General features: G+C 66.0%; 14 protein-coding genes. 7 read left to right on the forward strand and 7 right to left on the reverse strand.

Annotated elements, in window-relative coordinates:
* Positions 1-31 precede the first annotated feature (31 nt).
* The 5 genes from MSP7336_RS01005 to mmsB all read left to right on the forward strand — a co-directional run bounded on the left by MSP7336_RS01005 (position 32) and on the right by mmsB (position 4,850).
* Positions 32-841, forward strand: coding sequence for an SDR family oxidoreductase (locus MSP7336_RS01005; protein ID WP_069395610.1), 810 nt, complete (start codon positions 32-34; stop codon positions 839-841).
* Between the two features lie 103 nt (positions 842-944).
* Positions 945-1,172, forward strand: a complete 228-nt coding sequence (locus MSP7336_RS01010; protein ID WP_069395611.1) for a deoxyribodipyrimidine photolyase — start codon at positions 945-947, stop codon at positions 1,170-1,172.
* 95 nt (positions 1,173-1,267) lie between these two features.
* Entirely contained in the window at positions 1,268-2,788 is a 1,521-nt protein-coding gene (locus MSP7336_RS01015; RefSeq protein ID WP_069395612.1) for a CoA-acylating methylmalonate-semialdehyde dehydrogenase, read from the forward strand.
* A 7-nt stretch (positions 2,789-2,795) separates the two neighbouring features.
* Positions 2,796-3,962, forward strand: coding sequence for an acyl-CoA dehydrogenase family protein (locus tag MSP7336_RS01020; protein ID WP_069395613.1), 1,167 nt, complete (start codon positions 2,796-2,798; stop codon positions 3,960-3,962).
* 12 nt (positions 3,963-3,974) lie between these two features.
* Complete coding sequence (gene mmsB, locus MSP7336_RS01025; protein ID WP_084226408.1) at positions 3,975-4,850, forward strand: 3-hydroxyisobutyrate dehydrogenase; 876 nt, start codon at positions 3,975-3,977, stop codon at positions 4,848-4,850.
* 23 nt (positions 4,851-4,873) lie between these two features.
* Here the strand turns inward: mmsB and MSP7336_RS01030 are convergent, their stop codons facing one another.
* Complete coding sequence (locus MSP7336_RS01030; protein ID WP_232320994.1) at positions 4,874-5,392, reverse strand: HAD family hydrolase; 519 nt, start codon at positions 5,390-5,392, stop codon at positions 4,874-4,876.
* Positions 5,393-5,502: 110 nt separating this feature from the next.
* Here MSP7336_RS01030 and MSP7336_RS01035 point away from each other — a divergent pair, with 110 nt between their 5' ends.
* Positions 5,503-6,153, forward strand: a complete 651-nt coding sequence (locus tag MSP7336_RS01035) for a response regulator (protein ID WP_069395739.1) — start codon at positions 5,503-5,505, stop codon at positions 6,151-6,153.
* Positions 6,150-7,370: a GAF domain-containing sensor histidine kinase gene (locus MSP7336_RS01040; RefSeq protein WP_069395615.1), complete on the forward strand. Its 1,221-nt coding sequence runs from the start codon at positions 6,150-6,152 to the stop codon at positions 7,368-7,370. Before MSP7336_RS01035 ends, MSP7336_RS01040 begins: the two co-directional genes overlap by 4 nt.
* Positions 7,371-7,389: 19 nt before the next feature.
* Here MSP7336_RS01040 and MSP7336_RS01045 read toward each other — a convergent pair whose 3' ends face one another.
* From MSP7336_RS01045 to MSP7336_RS01070, 6 genes are all read right to left on the reverse strand, one after another.
* Entirely contained in the window at positions 7,390-7,908 is a 519-nt protein-coding gene (locus tag MSP7336_RS01045; protein ID WP_069395616.1) for a MarR family winged helix-turn-helix transcriptional regulator, read from the reverse strand.
* 33 nt (positions 7,909-7,941) lie between these two features.
* Positions 7,942-8,970 carry a pyridoxal phosphate-dependent aminotransferase gene (locus MSP7336_RS01050; protein WP_069395617.1) on the reverse strand — a complete coding sequence of 343 codons (1,029 nt, stop codon included), beginning with the start codon at positions 8,968-8,970 and terminating at the stop codon, positions 7,942-7,944.
* Positions 8,970-9,995 carry a 3-oxoacyl-ACP synthase III family protein gene (locus tag MSP7336_RS01055; RefSeq protein ID WP_244917390.1) on the reverse strand — a complete coding sequence of 342 codons (1,026 nt, stop codon included), beginning with the start codon at positions 9,993-9,995 and terminating at the stop codon, positions 8,970-8,972. Before MSP7336_RS01055 ends, MSP7336_RS01050 begins: the two co-directional genes overlap by 1 nt.
* A gap of 7 nt (positions 9,996-10,002) precedes the next feature.
* Complete coding sequence (locus MSP7336_RS01060) at positions 10,003-10,581, reverse strand: hypothetical protein (protein ID WP_069395618.1); 579 nt, start codon at positions 10,579-10,581, stop codon at positions 10,003-10,005.
* Entirely contained in the window at positions 10,562-12,292 is a 1,731-nt protein-coding gene (locus MSP7336_RS01065; protein WP_113962854.1) for a thiamine pyrophosphate-binding protein, read from the reverse strand. Before MSP7336_RS01065 ends, MSP7336_RS01060 begins: the two co-directional genes overlap by 20 nt.
* A gap of 128 nt (positions 12,293-12,420) precedes the next feature.
* Positions 12,421-13,623: an FAD-dependent oxidoreductase gene (locus MSP7336_RS01070; protein ID WP_232320996.1), complete on the reverse strand. Its 1,203-nt coding sequence runs from the start codon at positions 13,621-13,623 to the stop codon at positions 12,421-12,423.
* Positions 13,624-13,630: the final 7 nt, after the last annotated feature.

Below are 13,630 nucleotides of genomic sequence, written 5' to 3' on the forward strand. Positions count from 1 at the left end.
TTGCCACGGCTCACGGCTAGGTTCTAATGGCATGACGAAGCGCATCCTCGTGGTCGGTGGCACCGGCACCTTGGGCAGGGTGGTGGTCGAGCGGCTGCTGGCCGAAGGCGCCGAAGTGCGGATCCTCAGCCGCGGTCGGCGTCATCACGACAACCCCCAGGTCGAACACGTCGTGGGTGATCTGCGCAGCGGGTCCGGGCTCGATGAGGCCGTGGCCGGTGTCGACACCGTGGTGCTGTGCGCGGATCCGGCGCAACAGATGGTCGCAGCCGCCAAACGCAAAGGTTCACTGCATCTGGTCTACATCTCGATCGTCGGTGTCGACCGGGTGCCGTTTCGCTACTACCGGTCCAAGCTGGCCGACGAAGAACTGATCGCCGCGTCCGGGCTGCCCTGGACGGTGCTGCGGGCGACCCAATTTCACGACCTCATCGCGGTAATGCTGCGTATGTTGGCCAAGCCGCCGGTCATGGCGCTTCCGGCGGGTTGGAGTTTCCAGCCGGTCGATGTGCGTGAGGTCGGTGACCGGCTGGCCGAACTCGCCTTAGCCGAACCCGTCGGCAGGGCACCGGATTTGGGCGGGCCGCAAATCCGTGCCATCGGCGATCTGGCCCGCAGCTATCTGGCCATGGCGGGCAAGCGGCGGCTGATCGTCCCAATCCGGCTTGGCGGCAAGGTATTTCGCGCATACCGCGCCGGCGGCCATCTGGCACCAGAGGGCACCCGCGGCGTCGTCACCTTCGACGAATACTTAAGTGAGCAGTTCGCCGCGGGTGTGGTTCCATACGCCGACGCCTTGCGCGCCTACCTGCCCTGGCGCCGATCGAAGGACGGCAAATAGCGCCTCGCCTGCAGGCCGGTTTGCAGGTCCGGCTTTCGCGGGTATCCGCGTCGCGGGCGGCGCCGCCGGTACCCGAATAAAAGCCCGGATTAAGGAGGTCCGCATGTTGCACGAGTTGGTGCTGGCCGCGCAGAGCCAGCCGGAGGCCGCGGGGCTGATCATGCGTGGAATCAAGGGAATCTTCGTCGCGATCGGCAGCATCATCGCCGCGATCGTGTGCGGCGTCATCGCCGCGATGAAGGGCCGCAACCCGCTCGGCTGGGGCATCCTGGGGCTGTTTTTCAGCATCCTGACCCTGATCGTGGTGATCCTGATCCCCTCGAAGAAGTAGCAGAAGCAGTCACGATTCGCACTGGCTTGCCACCACCTCCGGCTATTACTAGGATCTCCTAGTATCCGACCGTTTTCGGCACATCGAGGGCATCCATGACCGCACAGATTTCGCATTACATCGACGGGCAGCGCAGCGCCGGGCAGTCCGGGCGCAGCGCCGACGTCTTTGATCCCAACACCGGCGCGGTGCAGGCGCAGGTCCCCATGGGCAGCAAGGCCGACGTCGACGCCGCGGTCGCCTCGGCGGCCGAAGCCCAGAAGGGCTGGGCGGCCTGGAACCCGCAGCGCCGTGCCCGGGTGATGATGCGGTTCATCGAGTTGGTGCACGAGAACATGGATGAACTAGCCGAGATGCTCTCGCTCGAGCACGGCAAAACGCTGGCCGATTCCCGCGGCGATATTCAGCGCGGTATCGAGGTGGTCGAATTCTGCATCGGTATCCCGCATCTGCTCAAGGGTGAGTACAGCGAGGGCGCGGGGCCCGGAATCGATGTGTACTCGTTGCGCCAACCACTCGGTGTCGTCGCCGGCATCACCCCGTTCAACTTCCCGGCCATGATCCCGCTGTGGAAGGCCGGACCGGCGCTGGCGTGTGGAAACGCCTTCATTCTCAAGCCCTCTGAACGCGATCCGTCGGTGCCGGTACGCCTCGCCGAGCTGTTCGTCGAGGCGGGCCTGCCCCCGGGGGTGTTCCAGGTGGTGCACGGCGACAAAGAAGCGGTCGATGCCATCCTCACCCATCCGGATATCACCGCGATCGGGTTTGTCGGCAGCTCGGATATCGCGCAGTACATCTATGCTACGGCGACGAGCACCGGTAAACGCGCCCAGTGCTTCGGCGGTGCGAAGAACCACATGATCGTGATGCCCGACGCCGACATGGACCAGGCGGTGGACGCGCTGATCGGCGCCGGGTACGGCAGTGCCGGCGAGCGGTGCATGGCGATCAGCGTCGCCGTGCCGGTTGGCGAGCAGACCGCGGAACGGTTGCGCGGCAGGCTCATTGAGCGCATCAATAACTTGCGGGTCGGGCACAGCCTCGATCCCAAAGCCGATTACGGGCCGCTGGTCACCGGCGCCGCGCTCAACCGGGTCCGCGACTACATCGGCCAGGGCGTGGCCGCCGGCGCCGAACTGGTCGTCGACGGCCGCGAGCGTGCCAGCGATGACTTGTCGTTCGGAGACGCCAGTTTGGAAGGCGGTTTCTTCATCGGCCCGACGTTGTTCGATCACGTCACAACGGACATGTCGATCTACACCGATGAGATCTTCGGACCCGTGCTGTGCATCGTCCGCGCCCATGACTACGAAGAGGCACTGCAGCTGCCCACCGATCACGAATACGGCAACGGGGTCGCCATTTTCACTCGCGACGGCGACACTGCTCGCGACTTCACCTCGCGGGTGCAGGTCGGCATGGTCGGCGTCAACGTGCCCATCCCGGTCCCGGTGGCCTACCACACCTTCGGCGGCTGGAAGCGCTCCGGCTTCGGTGACCTCAACCAGCACGGGCCGGCGTCGATCCAGTTCTACACCAAGGTCAAGACCGTCACCTCACGCTGGCCCTCCGGCATCAAAGACGGTGCCGAATTCGTCATCCCGACAATGAAGTAGCGCTTTGATGCAATACTCCGGTCTCAACGACGACGAACGCGAGATCGCCGACACGGCGGCCGCGTTCGCCGCCAAGCGCCTCGCCCCGCACGCCCTGGAATGGGATGCCACCCACCATTTCCCGGTCGAAGAGCTTCGGGAAGCCGCGCAGCTGGGTATGGCGGCGATCTACTGCCGCGACGACGTGGGCGGCAGCGCGCTGCGTCGCCTCGACGGGGTGCGGATCTTCGAGCAGTTGGCCATCGCCGATCCGACGACGGCAGCATTCCTGTCGATCCACAACATGTGCGCCTGGATGATCGACAACTTCGGCACCGACGAACAGCGCAAGGACTGGGTGCCGCGGCTGGCGTCGATGGACGTCATCGCCAGCTACTGCCTCACCGAGCCCGGTGCCGGGTCAGACGCCAGCGCGCTGAGCACCCGCGCAGTCAAGCAGGGCGGCGACTACGTGCTCGACGGCGTCAAACAATTCATCTCGGGAGCCGGCGCTTCGGATGTGTATGTCGTGATGGCACGCACCGGCGCAGACGGCCCCCGCGGAATCTCCACCTTCATCGTCGAGAAAGGCACTGCCGGGCTGAGTTTCGGTGCCCACGAGGAGAAGATGGGCTGGAATGCGCAGCCCACCGCCCAGGTGGTGCTGGAAGGGGTGCGAGTTCCGGCCGACGCCATGCTCGGCGGCGCCGACGGCGAAGGCGCCGGCTTCGGCATCGCCATGAACGGCCTCAACGGCGGCCGGATCAACATTGCGGCGTGCTCGCTGGGCGGAGCGCAGGCCGCGTTCGACAAGGCGGCGTCCTACCTTGCACAGCGCGAGGCGTTCGGCACTGTGCTGCTCGACGAACCGACCATCCGCTTCACCCTGGCTGATATGGCCACCGCGATCGAGGCGTCACGAATGCTGTTGTGGCGCGCCGCAACCGCCTTGGACGACGACGCCGACGACAAGGTCGAGCTGTGCGCGATGGCCAAACGGTATGTCACCGACGCCTGCTTCGAGGTCGCGGACAAAGCGCTGCAGCTGCACGGCGGATACGGTTACCTGCGCGAGTATGGTCTGGAAAAGATCGTTCGTGACCTGCGGGTGCATCGCATCCTGGAGGGCACCAACGAAATCATGCGGGTGGTCATCGGCCGGGCCGAGGCCGCCCGGGTGCGCGCCGGCACGTAGGAAGGACAACAGGTGTCCACGATCGCGTTCTTGGGGCTGGGCCACATGGGCGGGCCGATGTCGGCGAACCTTGTCGCGGCCGGTCACATGGTTCGGGGTTTCGACCCGGTGCCCGCCGCATCAACGGCGGCCGCCGACAAGGGCGTTGTGGTCGCCGACAGCGGGACCGCCGCGGTGTCCGAGGCCGAAGTGGTCATCACGATGTTGCCCAATGGCGATTCGGTCAAGCGCTGCTACGCCGGAATCCTGCCTGCCGCACCGGCGGGTGCGTTGTTCATCGACAGCTCCACGATTTCGGTGGACGACGCGCGCGAGGTTCACGCGATGGCCGGGTCGCACGGCTTCGCTCAGCTCGACGCCCCGGTCTCCGGCGGAGTAGCCGGCGCGGTCGCCGGGACTTTGGCGTTCATGGTCGGCGGCGACGAGAACGCGCTGGAGCGAGCCCGCTCCGTGTTGGAACCCATGGCGCGCAAGATCATTCATTGCGGCGCAGCCGGCGCCGGCCAAGCCGCGAAAGTCTGCAACAACATGGTGCTGGCCGTGCATCAGATCGCGATCGGCGAAGCGTTCGTGCTGGCCGAAAAGCTCGGGCTGTCGGCGCAAGCGTTGTTCGACGTCATCACCGGCTCGACGGGCAACTGCTGGGCGGTGCACACCAACTGCCCGGTGCCCGGCCCGGTGCCGACATCGCCGGCCAACCACGATTTCAAGCCGGGCTTTGCGACCGCGCTGATGAACAAGGACCTCGGTCTGGCGATGGATGCGGTGGCATCGACCGGTGCGTCGGCACCGCTGGGCAGCCACGCCGCCGAGATCTACGCGCGATTCGCCGCCGACAACGCCGACAAGGACTTCAGCGCGGTTATCGAGTTGCTGCGCAACGGCTAAGCCGAGCCGGCCGAAACGCCAAACTACCCAGCACGCTTATGGACGATCCACCAGCGCCGGTGCAGCTTCTGGCAATCCTCGGTTCTCAGCCCGTCGTAGCAGGAGCGGGCCTGCACGGGCAGCCCTGCAGCAACTGCGGCGCGTAGCCTCGGACCAGTTGCCGCAAAGGCCAATGCCGCGTGCGGGCCTATTCCCAACTCCCACAACGCAAGTCGAAATAGTTCGACGTCGTAGACATCGTTTCCGGGTTCGGCCACGTCGTCGGCGGTCACAAGTGTCTCCACAAGGCCTTCACCGACCAGTTGACGCACCGACGCTTCGGCCCACTGCCGGTCACGGGTGCTCACCACGCCGACCCAGACGCCGGCCACGAACAAATCCATGACGAGGTCCACCAGGCCGGCCTTCGGCTCACGCCGGCTGTCAGCCATGGCGTCCAAGTCGAAGATCACCGCGCGCAGCGGGTGAATGTCGGCGTCGACCGGACGCGCGCGGTCCCACCAAAACGTGCGGTTCGAAAGCGTGTGACCGATGGTTCGCACCCTGGTAAGCATGCCGGGCCGCCGGAGCCCGGGCGTCCCCCATTAGGGGGATTGGCATGGCGAAGTTGCTCTCCCAGCGGCGAGCCGCCCGCCGGATCTATCGTGTTGCCATGCCCGTGCGCCTGGTCCTCGTCGATGACCACGAGATGGTCATCGAGGGGCTCAAGGCCATGCTGACCGCGTTCAAAGACCGGGTGCAGGTGGTCGGGCAGGCGGTCGGCGCCGACCAGGCGGTCAGCGTCGTCGACGAGCTGCAACCCGACATCGTGCTGTGCGACGTGCGCATGCAGGGGTCCAGCGGACTGGACCTGTGCCTGACCCTGCGCGAGCGCGACCCCGACCGCAAGGTGGTGATGCTGTCGGTCTACGACGACGAGCAGTACCTGTTCCAGGCGTTGCGGGTCGGAGCGTGCGGCTACCTGCTGAAAAGCATCAGCAGCGACGAACTGGTCCGCCAACTCGAATCGGCCTATCACGGTGAGACCGTGATCGACCCCAAGATGGCGGCCCGCGCTGCCGACACCGCGGCGCGGCTGCAGCGCAACGAGTTCTGGCCGGGCGCGCGCCAGGGGCTGACGCAGCGCGAAAGTGAGATCCTGTCCTACATGGTGACCGGGTTGTCCAACCGCGGCATCGCCAACAAGCTGGTCATCGGCGAGGAAACCGTCAAAAGCCACCTGCGTTCGATCTATCGCAAGCTCGGTGTCAATGACCGTACCGGCGCGGTGGCCACCGCCCTGCGCGAAGGCATCTATCAATGACCGAGAGCCCCCGGCCGTCGAACGCGGTTCGCGATCTCGTCGACGCCGACCGCGAACTGGTGCTGTTGCGCGAACTCATTCAGGTCGCCTCCAGCGGACCCGGCGTGGAACCGCTGGCGGCCGCGGCCGCCCGGATGATCACCGCGGCCACCGGCACCGACGTGTGTTTCGTGCACGTCCTCGACGACAGCGACCGGTCCCTGACGCTGGCCGGTGCGACACCACCGTTCGACGGCCAGGTGGGCAAGATCCGGCTGCCGCTGGGCTCGGGGGTGTCGGGCTGGGTGGCCCGCCACCGCGAGCCGGTGGTGATCACCCACGACAAGGAGGCCGACCCGCGCTACCTGCCGATCCAGTCTCTGCGCGGGCGAGATTTCACCTCGATGGTGTCGGTGCCGATGGAGACCGACCCGGGCGGGCTGGTCGGCGTGCTCAACGTCCACACCGTGGCACGGCGCGAATTCACCGACGGCGACGTGGAATTGCTGCGGGTCATCGGCGCCTTGATCGCCGGGGCGTTGCATCAGGCCCGGCTGCATCGCCGGCTGGTGGCCCGCGAACGCGCGCACGAGCTGTTCGTCGAGCAGGTGATCGAGGCGCAGGAAATCGAACGCCGCCGGCTCGCCGGCGACATCCACGACGGTATCTCGCAGCGCCTGATCACGTTGTCCTACCGGCTCGATGCGGCCGCGCGGGCCGTCGGCGAAGATCCGGCCGAAGCCTCGCAACAGCTCGACGAGGCCCGCGAACTAGCCGGGCTGACGCTGCAGGAAGCGCGGGCGGCCATCAGCGGACTGCGGCCGCCGGTGCTCGACGACCTCGGCCTGGCCGGCGGCCTGGCCAGCCTGGCCCATTCGATGCCGAAAATAGATATGCAGCTCGACCTTTCGGATGCCCGGCTGCCCGAGCACATCGAGCTGGCGCTGTACCGCATCGCCCAGGAAGGTTTGCAGAACATCGTCAAGCACGCGAAGGCGTCGACGACACGGCTGCGCTTCGCGGTTGACGGCCAGACCGCGCGGCTGGAAATCGCCGACAACGGAGTGGGTTTCGATACCTTCGAGAATCCGCTGGGCGGCGACGAGATGGGCGGCTACGGGGTGCTGTCGATGGCCGAGCGGGCCGAGCTGGTCGGCGGCCACTTGAACATTCGGTCGCGGCCGGGGGCCGGGACGACGGTCACGGCAACGATCCCACTCCCCTCCCTCCCCTCGTGAGCGCGTGCCGAGGGTGACTTTAGAAGTCGCCGGCGTTTCGTCGCAATGTTTCGATCGACGCCGTCAGTGCCTGCGATTCGCTCTCGGACATCCCGATGTCGGCGAACACTTGCTCGTTGAGCGTGACGGTGGCGTCTTCGACCGTTGAGCGGCCCAGCTCGGTGATCTGCACCAGCGTGGTGCGACCGTCGGTGGGATGCGGCACCCGTTGCACCAGCCCGTTGGCCTCCAGCCGGCGGATCGCATGGGTGACGCTGGTGACGTGCACCTGCAGCCGGTCGGACGCCTTGGTGATCGGTAGGGCCCCGCTGCGGCTGAACGCCAGCAGCCGCAGCAGCTCGAAACGGGAAAAGCTCAGATCATAGGGCCGCAACGCGTTCTCGACGCGGGCCAGCAAGATCTGGTGCGCCCGCATCACGGACGTCACCGCGACCATGCCCTGTGCCACATCGCCCCAGCCGGCCCGCTCCCAGTTGGTGCGCGCCAGGGCAATTGGATCGCGGTTGTCCGACGACTTGTCCGAGGTAGAAGGGGCCACGCCCTTTCTTACCGCACTTCAAGCGGCAGCGGGTCAGGGCCGGGACTTTCGCACTGCGGACAGCACCGCCAGCGTCGACTCGCGTGCTCCGACCGTGATCCGCGCGCCGCCGTCGTCGTAATAGCGGGCCTGCAGCCCGCTGTCGGCGAAAGTGTCGCGCCATCGCCGTCCCCGCGGCGGCAGATAGACGAAGTTCGCGTGGGAGTCGGTGCTGTACACCCCCATGGCCGAGAGCCGCATGCGGAGATAACGTCGCTCTGCGGTGATCAGCCGGATCCGTTGCAGCAGTTGATCTTGCGCATCATAGGAGGCGGCGACGCCGATCAAGCTGGTTATCGCGGTGCCAAACGGCAGCTGGTTGGTCCACAGCGCCTTGGCCAACTCCGCCGACCCGACTCCGTATCCGATCCGCAGGCCGGCAAGCCCATATGCCTTGGAGAAGGTCCGTACCACCACCACGTTGGGAAATTGCGCGATCAGCCCCACCGGGTCGATCCGGTGTTCGGGGGCGACGAATTCGATGTACGCCTCGTCGAAAAGCACGGTCGTGTCGGCCGGTACCCGACCCAAGAACCGCGTCACGTCGGCCGCTGGTTCGATTGTTCCGGTCGGGTTGTGCGGCCGGCACAACGCCACCACGCGGGCTTCTGCGGAAGCGTCGGCCAGCGCGTCCAAGTCGTGGTGGCCGTCCTCGTCGAGCGGTACGCACACCGATCTCAGCCGTGCAATCTGCGCAAGGATCGGATACCCGTCGAACGTCGGTGACGCCATGACGATGCTGTCGCCGGGTTCGGCCACCGCCCGCAGCACCTCCATCACCACACCGGTCGCACCGGCCCCGAGCAAAAGCTGATCCTCGGGCAGACAAGCGTGGGCACCGATCAGTTGACGCAGCCGCTCGGGCAGAAACTCCGGGTAGCGGTTGGCAGCGTCGATCGAACCGATCAATGCCGACCGCACCGCTGGCAGCGGCGGAAAGGGATTCTCGTTCAGCGCCAACGCAAGTGGATCAATCGCAGGCGGCAGCACATCGCCAGCGATGGATCGCTCTGCGGCAGACATCAGCTGCGTCCGCCCCAGCGCACCGCCGCCGCGCCGGCGAAGTCACCGGCATGCGCGAACGCGGCCATCAGCACAATCTCGCCGGCCTTGAGCTGGCCGTCGGAGATCGCCCGGTCAAGGTTGACCGGGATGCCCGCACCGAACAGGTTGCCGCATTCGTCGAAGGTGTCGCGATGCCGTTCGGGCGGCAGTTCGAGGGCTTCACGCCAGTTACGCAGAAACACCCGATTGGGCTGATTGCTGACGAATAGATCAATGTCTTTGGGTTGCAGTCCAATTCGATCACACACCGCGAATGAGACTTCGGGGACCTGGCGGTTGCCGCGGGCCAGCACCTTGGTGATCTTGGTCTCGGTAAAACCGATACAGCCCTCACCGGGGCCGGCCTGCCACCACTTGCGCGGCGGATCGATGGCGAGCGTCATGTCGCCGGCGTATTCGCCGTAGGTGCGGCATTCCACGTCGAGTATGGGTGACTTATCTGACACCGTTACCAAACCGACCGCCGCCGCGTCGCCGGGGACCGCTGCCTGTGATTTGCGCCGTACCCCGGGCTGGTCGAACACCTGTCCCGCCGCGTTCTGCGCGATCGCGATCAGCGCGGTGTGCCCTGCGCCCGTGCTCAGCAATTGGCGAGCCATCCTGAGTCCCAACACAAATGCGGCACAGCCGCCGTTGTGCAAGTCCAGCACCCAGGACGGGCGCATGCCGAGCCGGTGCGCGATGCCGCCGCCCTCACCGTAGAACGCCATATCCGGCACCTGGGTGTGGGTGATGAGGACATCGACGTTCTCGATGGTTTCGCGACCATGACGCTCGATCAGTCGCTGCGCCGCCCGCTCGACCATGTCGACCGCGGTTTCGTCGGGCGCGACGTGGTGACGAAACTTGGGGGCGCGGAACATCACATTGTCGCGGAGCTCGTCGGATTCGGCGAATTGCGCGTAGTAGTCCGCGCCGATCGGCTCACCGGGCAGGTATGTGGAAACGTCGATCAGGCTGACTTCAGCCATGGCGCCGCTCATGCCGTCCTCACTTCATCCAGTCGGGGGTCATCGGCAAACCATTGCGGTGCCGGTATTCAGCGATCATTTTGAGGTTGTTCAACTCCAGACGGTGACCGGGGTTGCGGCGATGCAAAGGATGGCGGCAATTCGTCCACACCACAACGGATCCAGGCTTGTCTACCACCGCTTGCGCGTCGATCACCCGCATCAGATACATCATCCATAGGTGAATGGATTCCCAGGCGCAATGGTGATGGACGGTGCGCGCACGGGCATTCGCCACCGCGCGGGTGAAGATCTGCGTCTGTGGCAGCAACCGGTCATAGGCGAGCCACAATCCGGGCTCATCAGTTGGAGTAAAGCCACGAAGGGTATACGTCCACTCTTCCAGACTGCGGGCGTTGGCCAGGTATCCGAACAGTTCGTCGGGCGGGCAGTCGACGTACTCGTTGACCGTGCAGTACTGGCCGAAGACCTCGTGGTGGGGGTAGACCGACCGCATCTTGGCCATCAGGATCGGTGCGGTCTGTTCTAGTGGTGCCGTCTCGATCCGGATGACTCCGTCGATGCGTTCGGCGACGCCGCTAAGCACTCGCCCCGACATGCGTCAAGTTCTCCTGTGCAAGTGGGTTCTCTTCTGTAGCCGTCGGTCTCGACGACGCAGCGGCGAGGAAAGCGGCGAACGGCGGAATCTCGTCGGCCGCGCATTCGACGCTGACTACCGACGGCCCATCCACCTCGAGCGCCCCCTGTATCGCCGACGTGAACTCGTCGGCCTCGGTGACGTCGACGGACCGCAATCCGGGAAACATCGCCGCCAGACCCGCCCCCAATTGGCTTGAGGCAAAACGGTTGTAGGTGTAGCGGTCGTTGTAGAACAGCTGCTCGCGAGTCACGCACATCGCGTGGGCGTTGTTGTTGAACAACACGAACGTCACAGGGAGCCTGTACTGCACGGCGGTGTGCACCTCCATGCCATGCATGAAAAACGCCCCGTCCCCGGCGATCACCACCACGCGCCGATGGCCGCCGAACGCCATCCCGATGCCCGCGCCGAAGCTGTAGCCCATGCCGCCCATGCCCAGCGCGACGACGAACCGGCCATCGCGGCGGCTCGGCAGGTAGTGGATGGCGGCGGCGCCGGTGTTGCCGGCGTCGACGACGACGTCCACCCCGTCGGGCACCGCGTCATCGAGCGCCCGCATGGCGTCGAGGTAGCGCACACCGGGGCCGTCGAAGGCAGGCGGAGTCAGCTCGCGGTACAGCACCGAGTCGGGCACCCGAAGTCCACTGAGCCGGCCGTGCCCGGACACCGCAGCCGCCAGCAAGCGCAACGACGCCTTTAAATCGTCGGTGTGCCCGTGGGTGCACGCGACGTACGGCGCCGCCGACCCGATGGACACCGTGCGGTCCGCGCGCAACGCGCCGTCAAGGCCGGCGCGCGCGGTGACCGGCAAGCGGGTTCCCACCACGAGGCACAATGCGCTGCCGGCCACTGCCTCGGCAACACCGGGGTGTCCCATGACACCGGTGACTCCCAGCGCCGACGCCGAACCCAAACCAGGAGTGCCGGCGACATCTTTTGCGTCCGGCACGCAAGCCACCCGCGCACGCAGCACGGCGCGCAAGCACTCCAACTCCGCTCGTGCATCGTCGCGCGCAACCTGTTCGCCCGCGATGATGGTGACCGAGCCGGTCGCCTGCCGCAGCGCACGAAGAATCGGATGCGGATCGCCGATGGAGCGCTGCCGCTCCGCGTCGTCCTCGACTGGGTAGCCGTTGGCCCTTACTGGCGCCTGTTGAATATCTTTCGGCAGCAATAACACTGCGGGGCCACCGGACCGCGCCGCCGCCAGCGCTGCCGGCAACACGGAGATGATGTCGGCGGGCGTCGTGACCCGACGGCAGAACACCGACACCGCCGAAAACACCGCCTCGGCGTTCAGCGAGCCATTGCAGCCGCTGGTGTCCTGAAAGCTACCCAACCCATCCATCGCCGTCGCGGGCTGTCCGACCAGGGCCAACACCGGCACCCGACTGGCCAACGACTCCCCCAGGCCCGGGACCAGGTTTAATGCACCGCCGCCGGAGGTTGCTGCCACCACGCCCACGCCGTGCCCGGCGCGGCTGTAACCATCGGCCATCGTGGCGGCAGAGAACTCATGCTTGGCCAACACCGCGGTAATGCCTGACCGGAAATATGCAGCGTCGTAAAGATCTTCGATGTTGGCGCCATCGACACCGAAAATGTAGTCGACTCCGCTCCTCGCGAGATAACCAACGATGTGGTCGACCACCCGGTGCGTCGTTGACATACCAAAGACACGACTCGCAGGCAACTAGGGTTCACCAGCGACATCTGCGCCAATGCCGCTACCACCGACTTTGGCGAGGCGGTTTGCACCACCCAGGTTCGCCGGGCTCTCCACCGGTCAACAATCTTCTACTGACGCAACAGATTTGGGCGGCTGCGGCCATTGCTGACCTGTGCGGCAATGCCACGGTGACTTACCGAACCCAGAAACGTCGTGAGCGCCCAGGTGTGCAATCGATCGGGAATCATCGCCGCAGGTCTCAGCACCGACTCGTTATGTGATACCTGCAGCTTGGTCACCCGGGAGACGGCCCTGACCTTGCGTCGCCGGGTGTCCTCATACCAACGCAGCGCGCCGGGCAGGTCACGGTGGGTTCCGTTGGCCAGATCGGACAGCGCCTTGCGCAGCACCATCGTGTCGAGCAGCGCCTGATTGGTCCCCTGCGCGAGGGTGGGAGGCATCGTATGAGCGGCGTCGCCGAGCAATGTCACAACGCCGTCGCCCCGTCGCGGAATCGAATGCCAGTAGTGCGGGAAGGGTGAAGGAGCCAGGTCGTCGTCGGTGAGCGCCTCCAGCACCCGATCCACCAAATCGGACCAGCCGCCGAAGTGAGCGCGGATCATCTCGATCGGGCGGTCCGGTCTGACGGAATCGGGCGACCACGGCAAGTCGAACCACCACTGCAGCGCGAACCCGCCGGAGGGCCACAGCCCGAGGTTTCCACCTGCGCCGATCATCATCAGCGCGACACTTCTGTCGTCAACCAGTGGCAGGTTGACCAATCCCTGCCAGCTGCACCAACCGGTCGCCGCGGCCGGTTTCGCGCCGACCACGTCGCGAACCACCGAGTGCAGGCCATCCGCACCGATCAGCAAATCTCCCTCGGCCGAGCTGCCGTCGTCGAACACGACCCGCACCGCGCCGGGTTCCCTGACCACCGCGACCGCATGAGCGCCGCAGCGGATCCGATCGTCTGGGAAGCCGTCACGCAGCCGTTCGAGCAACACTCGACGCGGAACCATCCGAATCGGCGCGCCAAGCCGGTCTGCGATCGCATCCAGATCCAACGTGGCCACCCGCCGACCCGTGGAGGTCAGGATCCGTACAGAAGACAGCTGCTGACCGGCCCCGCCCATGTCGACGCCCAGCTGCGCAAGCACCGTCGCGCCGTTCGACCAGATGGTCACCGCGCCGCCGGCCGCCGTCACACTCGGACGCCGTTCGAAGACGGTGACGTCATGTCCATCGCGCAGCAACCCCCGAGCGATGGCGATGCCGGCCACCCCGGCTCCGACGACCAGGATCCGAAGTGGTCGATCGCGCTGCGTCAATCCAGCT

Origin of the sequence: Mycobacterium shimoidei, from assembly GCF_900417275.1 — a bacterium.
Lineage (GTDB): Bacteria > Actinomycetota > Actinomycetes > Mycobacteriales > Mycobacteriaceae > Mycobacterium > Mycobacterium shimoidei.

What these genes read in the sequence shown, in the direction of transcription:
- MSP7336_RS01005 (WP_069395610.1), top strand. Translation starts at nt 32, where the DNA reads ATGACGAAGCGCATCCTCGTGGTCGGTGGCACCGGCACCTTGGGCAGG.
- MSP7336_RS01010 (WP_069395611.1), top strand. Translation starts at nt 945, where the DNA reads ATGTTGCACGAGTTGGTGCTGGCCGCGCAGAGCCAGCCGGAGGCCGCG.
- MSP7336_RS01015 (WP_069395612.1), top strand. Translation starts at nt 1,268, where the DNA reads ATGACCGCACAGATTTCGCATTACATCGACGGGCAGCGCAGCGCCGGG.
- MSP7336_RS01020 (WP_069395613.1), top strand. Translation starts at nt 2,796, where the DNA reads ATGCAATACTCCGGTCTCAACGACGACGAACGCGAGATCGCCGACACG.
- MSP7336_RS01035 (WP_069395739.1), top strand. Translation starts at nt 5,503, where the DNA reads ATGCCCGTGCGCCTGGTCCTCGTCGATGACCACGAGATGGTCATCGAG.
- MSP7336_RS01040 (WP_069395615.1), top strand. Translation starts at nt 6,150, where the DNA reads ATGACCGAGAGCCCCCGGCCGTCGAACGCGGTTCGCGATCTCGTCGAC.
- MSP7336_RS01050 (WP_069395617.1), bottom strand. Translation starts at nt 8,970, where the DNA reads ATGTCTGCCGCAGAGCGATCCATCGCTGGCGATGTGCTGCCGCCTGCG.
- MSP7336_RS01055 (WP_244917390.1), bottom strand. Translation starts at nt 9,995, where the DNA reads ATGAGCGGCGCCATGGCTGAAGTCAGCCTGATCGACGTTTCCACATAC.
- MSP7336_RS01060 (WP_069395618.1), bottom strand. Translation starts at nt 10,581, where the DNA reads ATGTCGGGGCGAGTGCTTAGCGGCGTCGCCGAACGCATCGACGGAGTC.
- MSP7336_RS01065 (WP_113962854.1), bottom strand. Translation starts at nt 12,292, where the DNA reads ATGTCAACGACGCACCGGGTGGTCGACCACATCGTTGGTTATCTCGCG.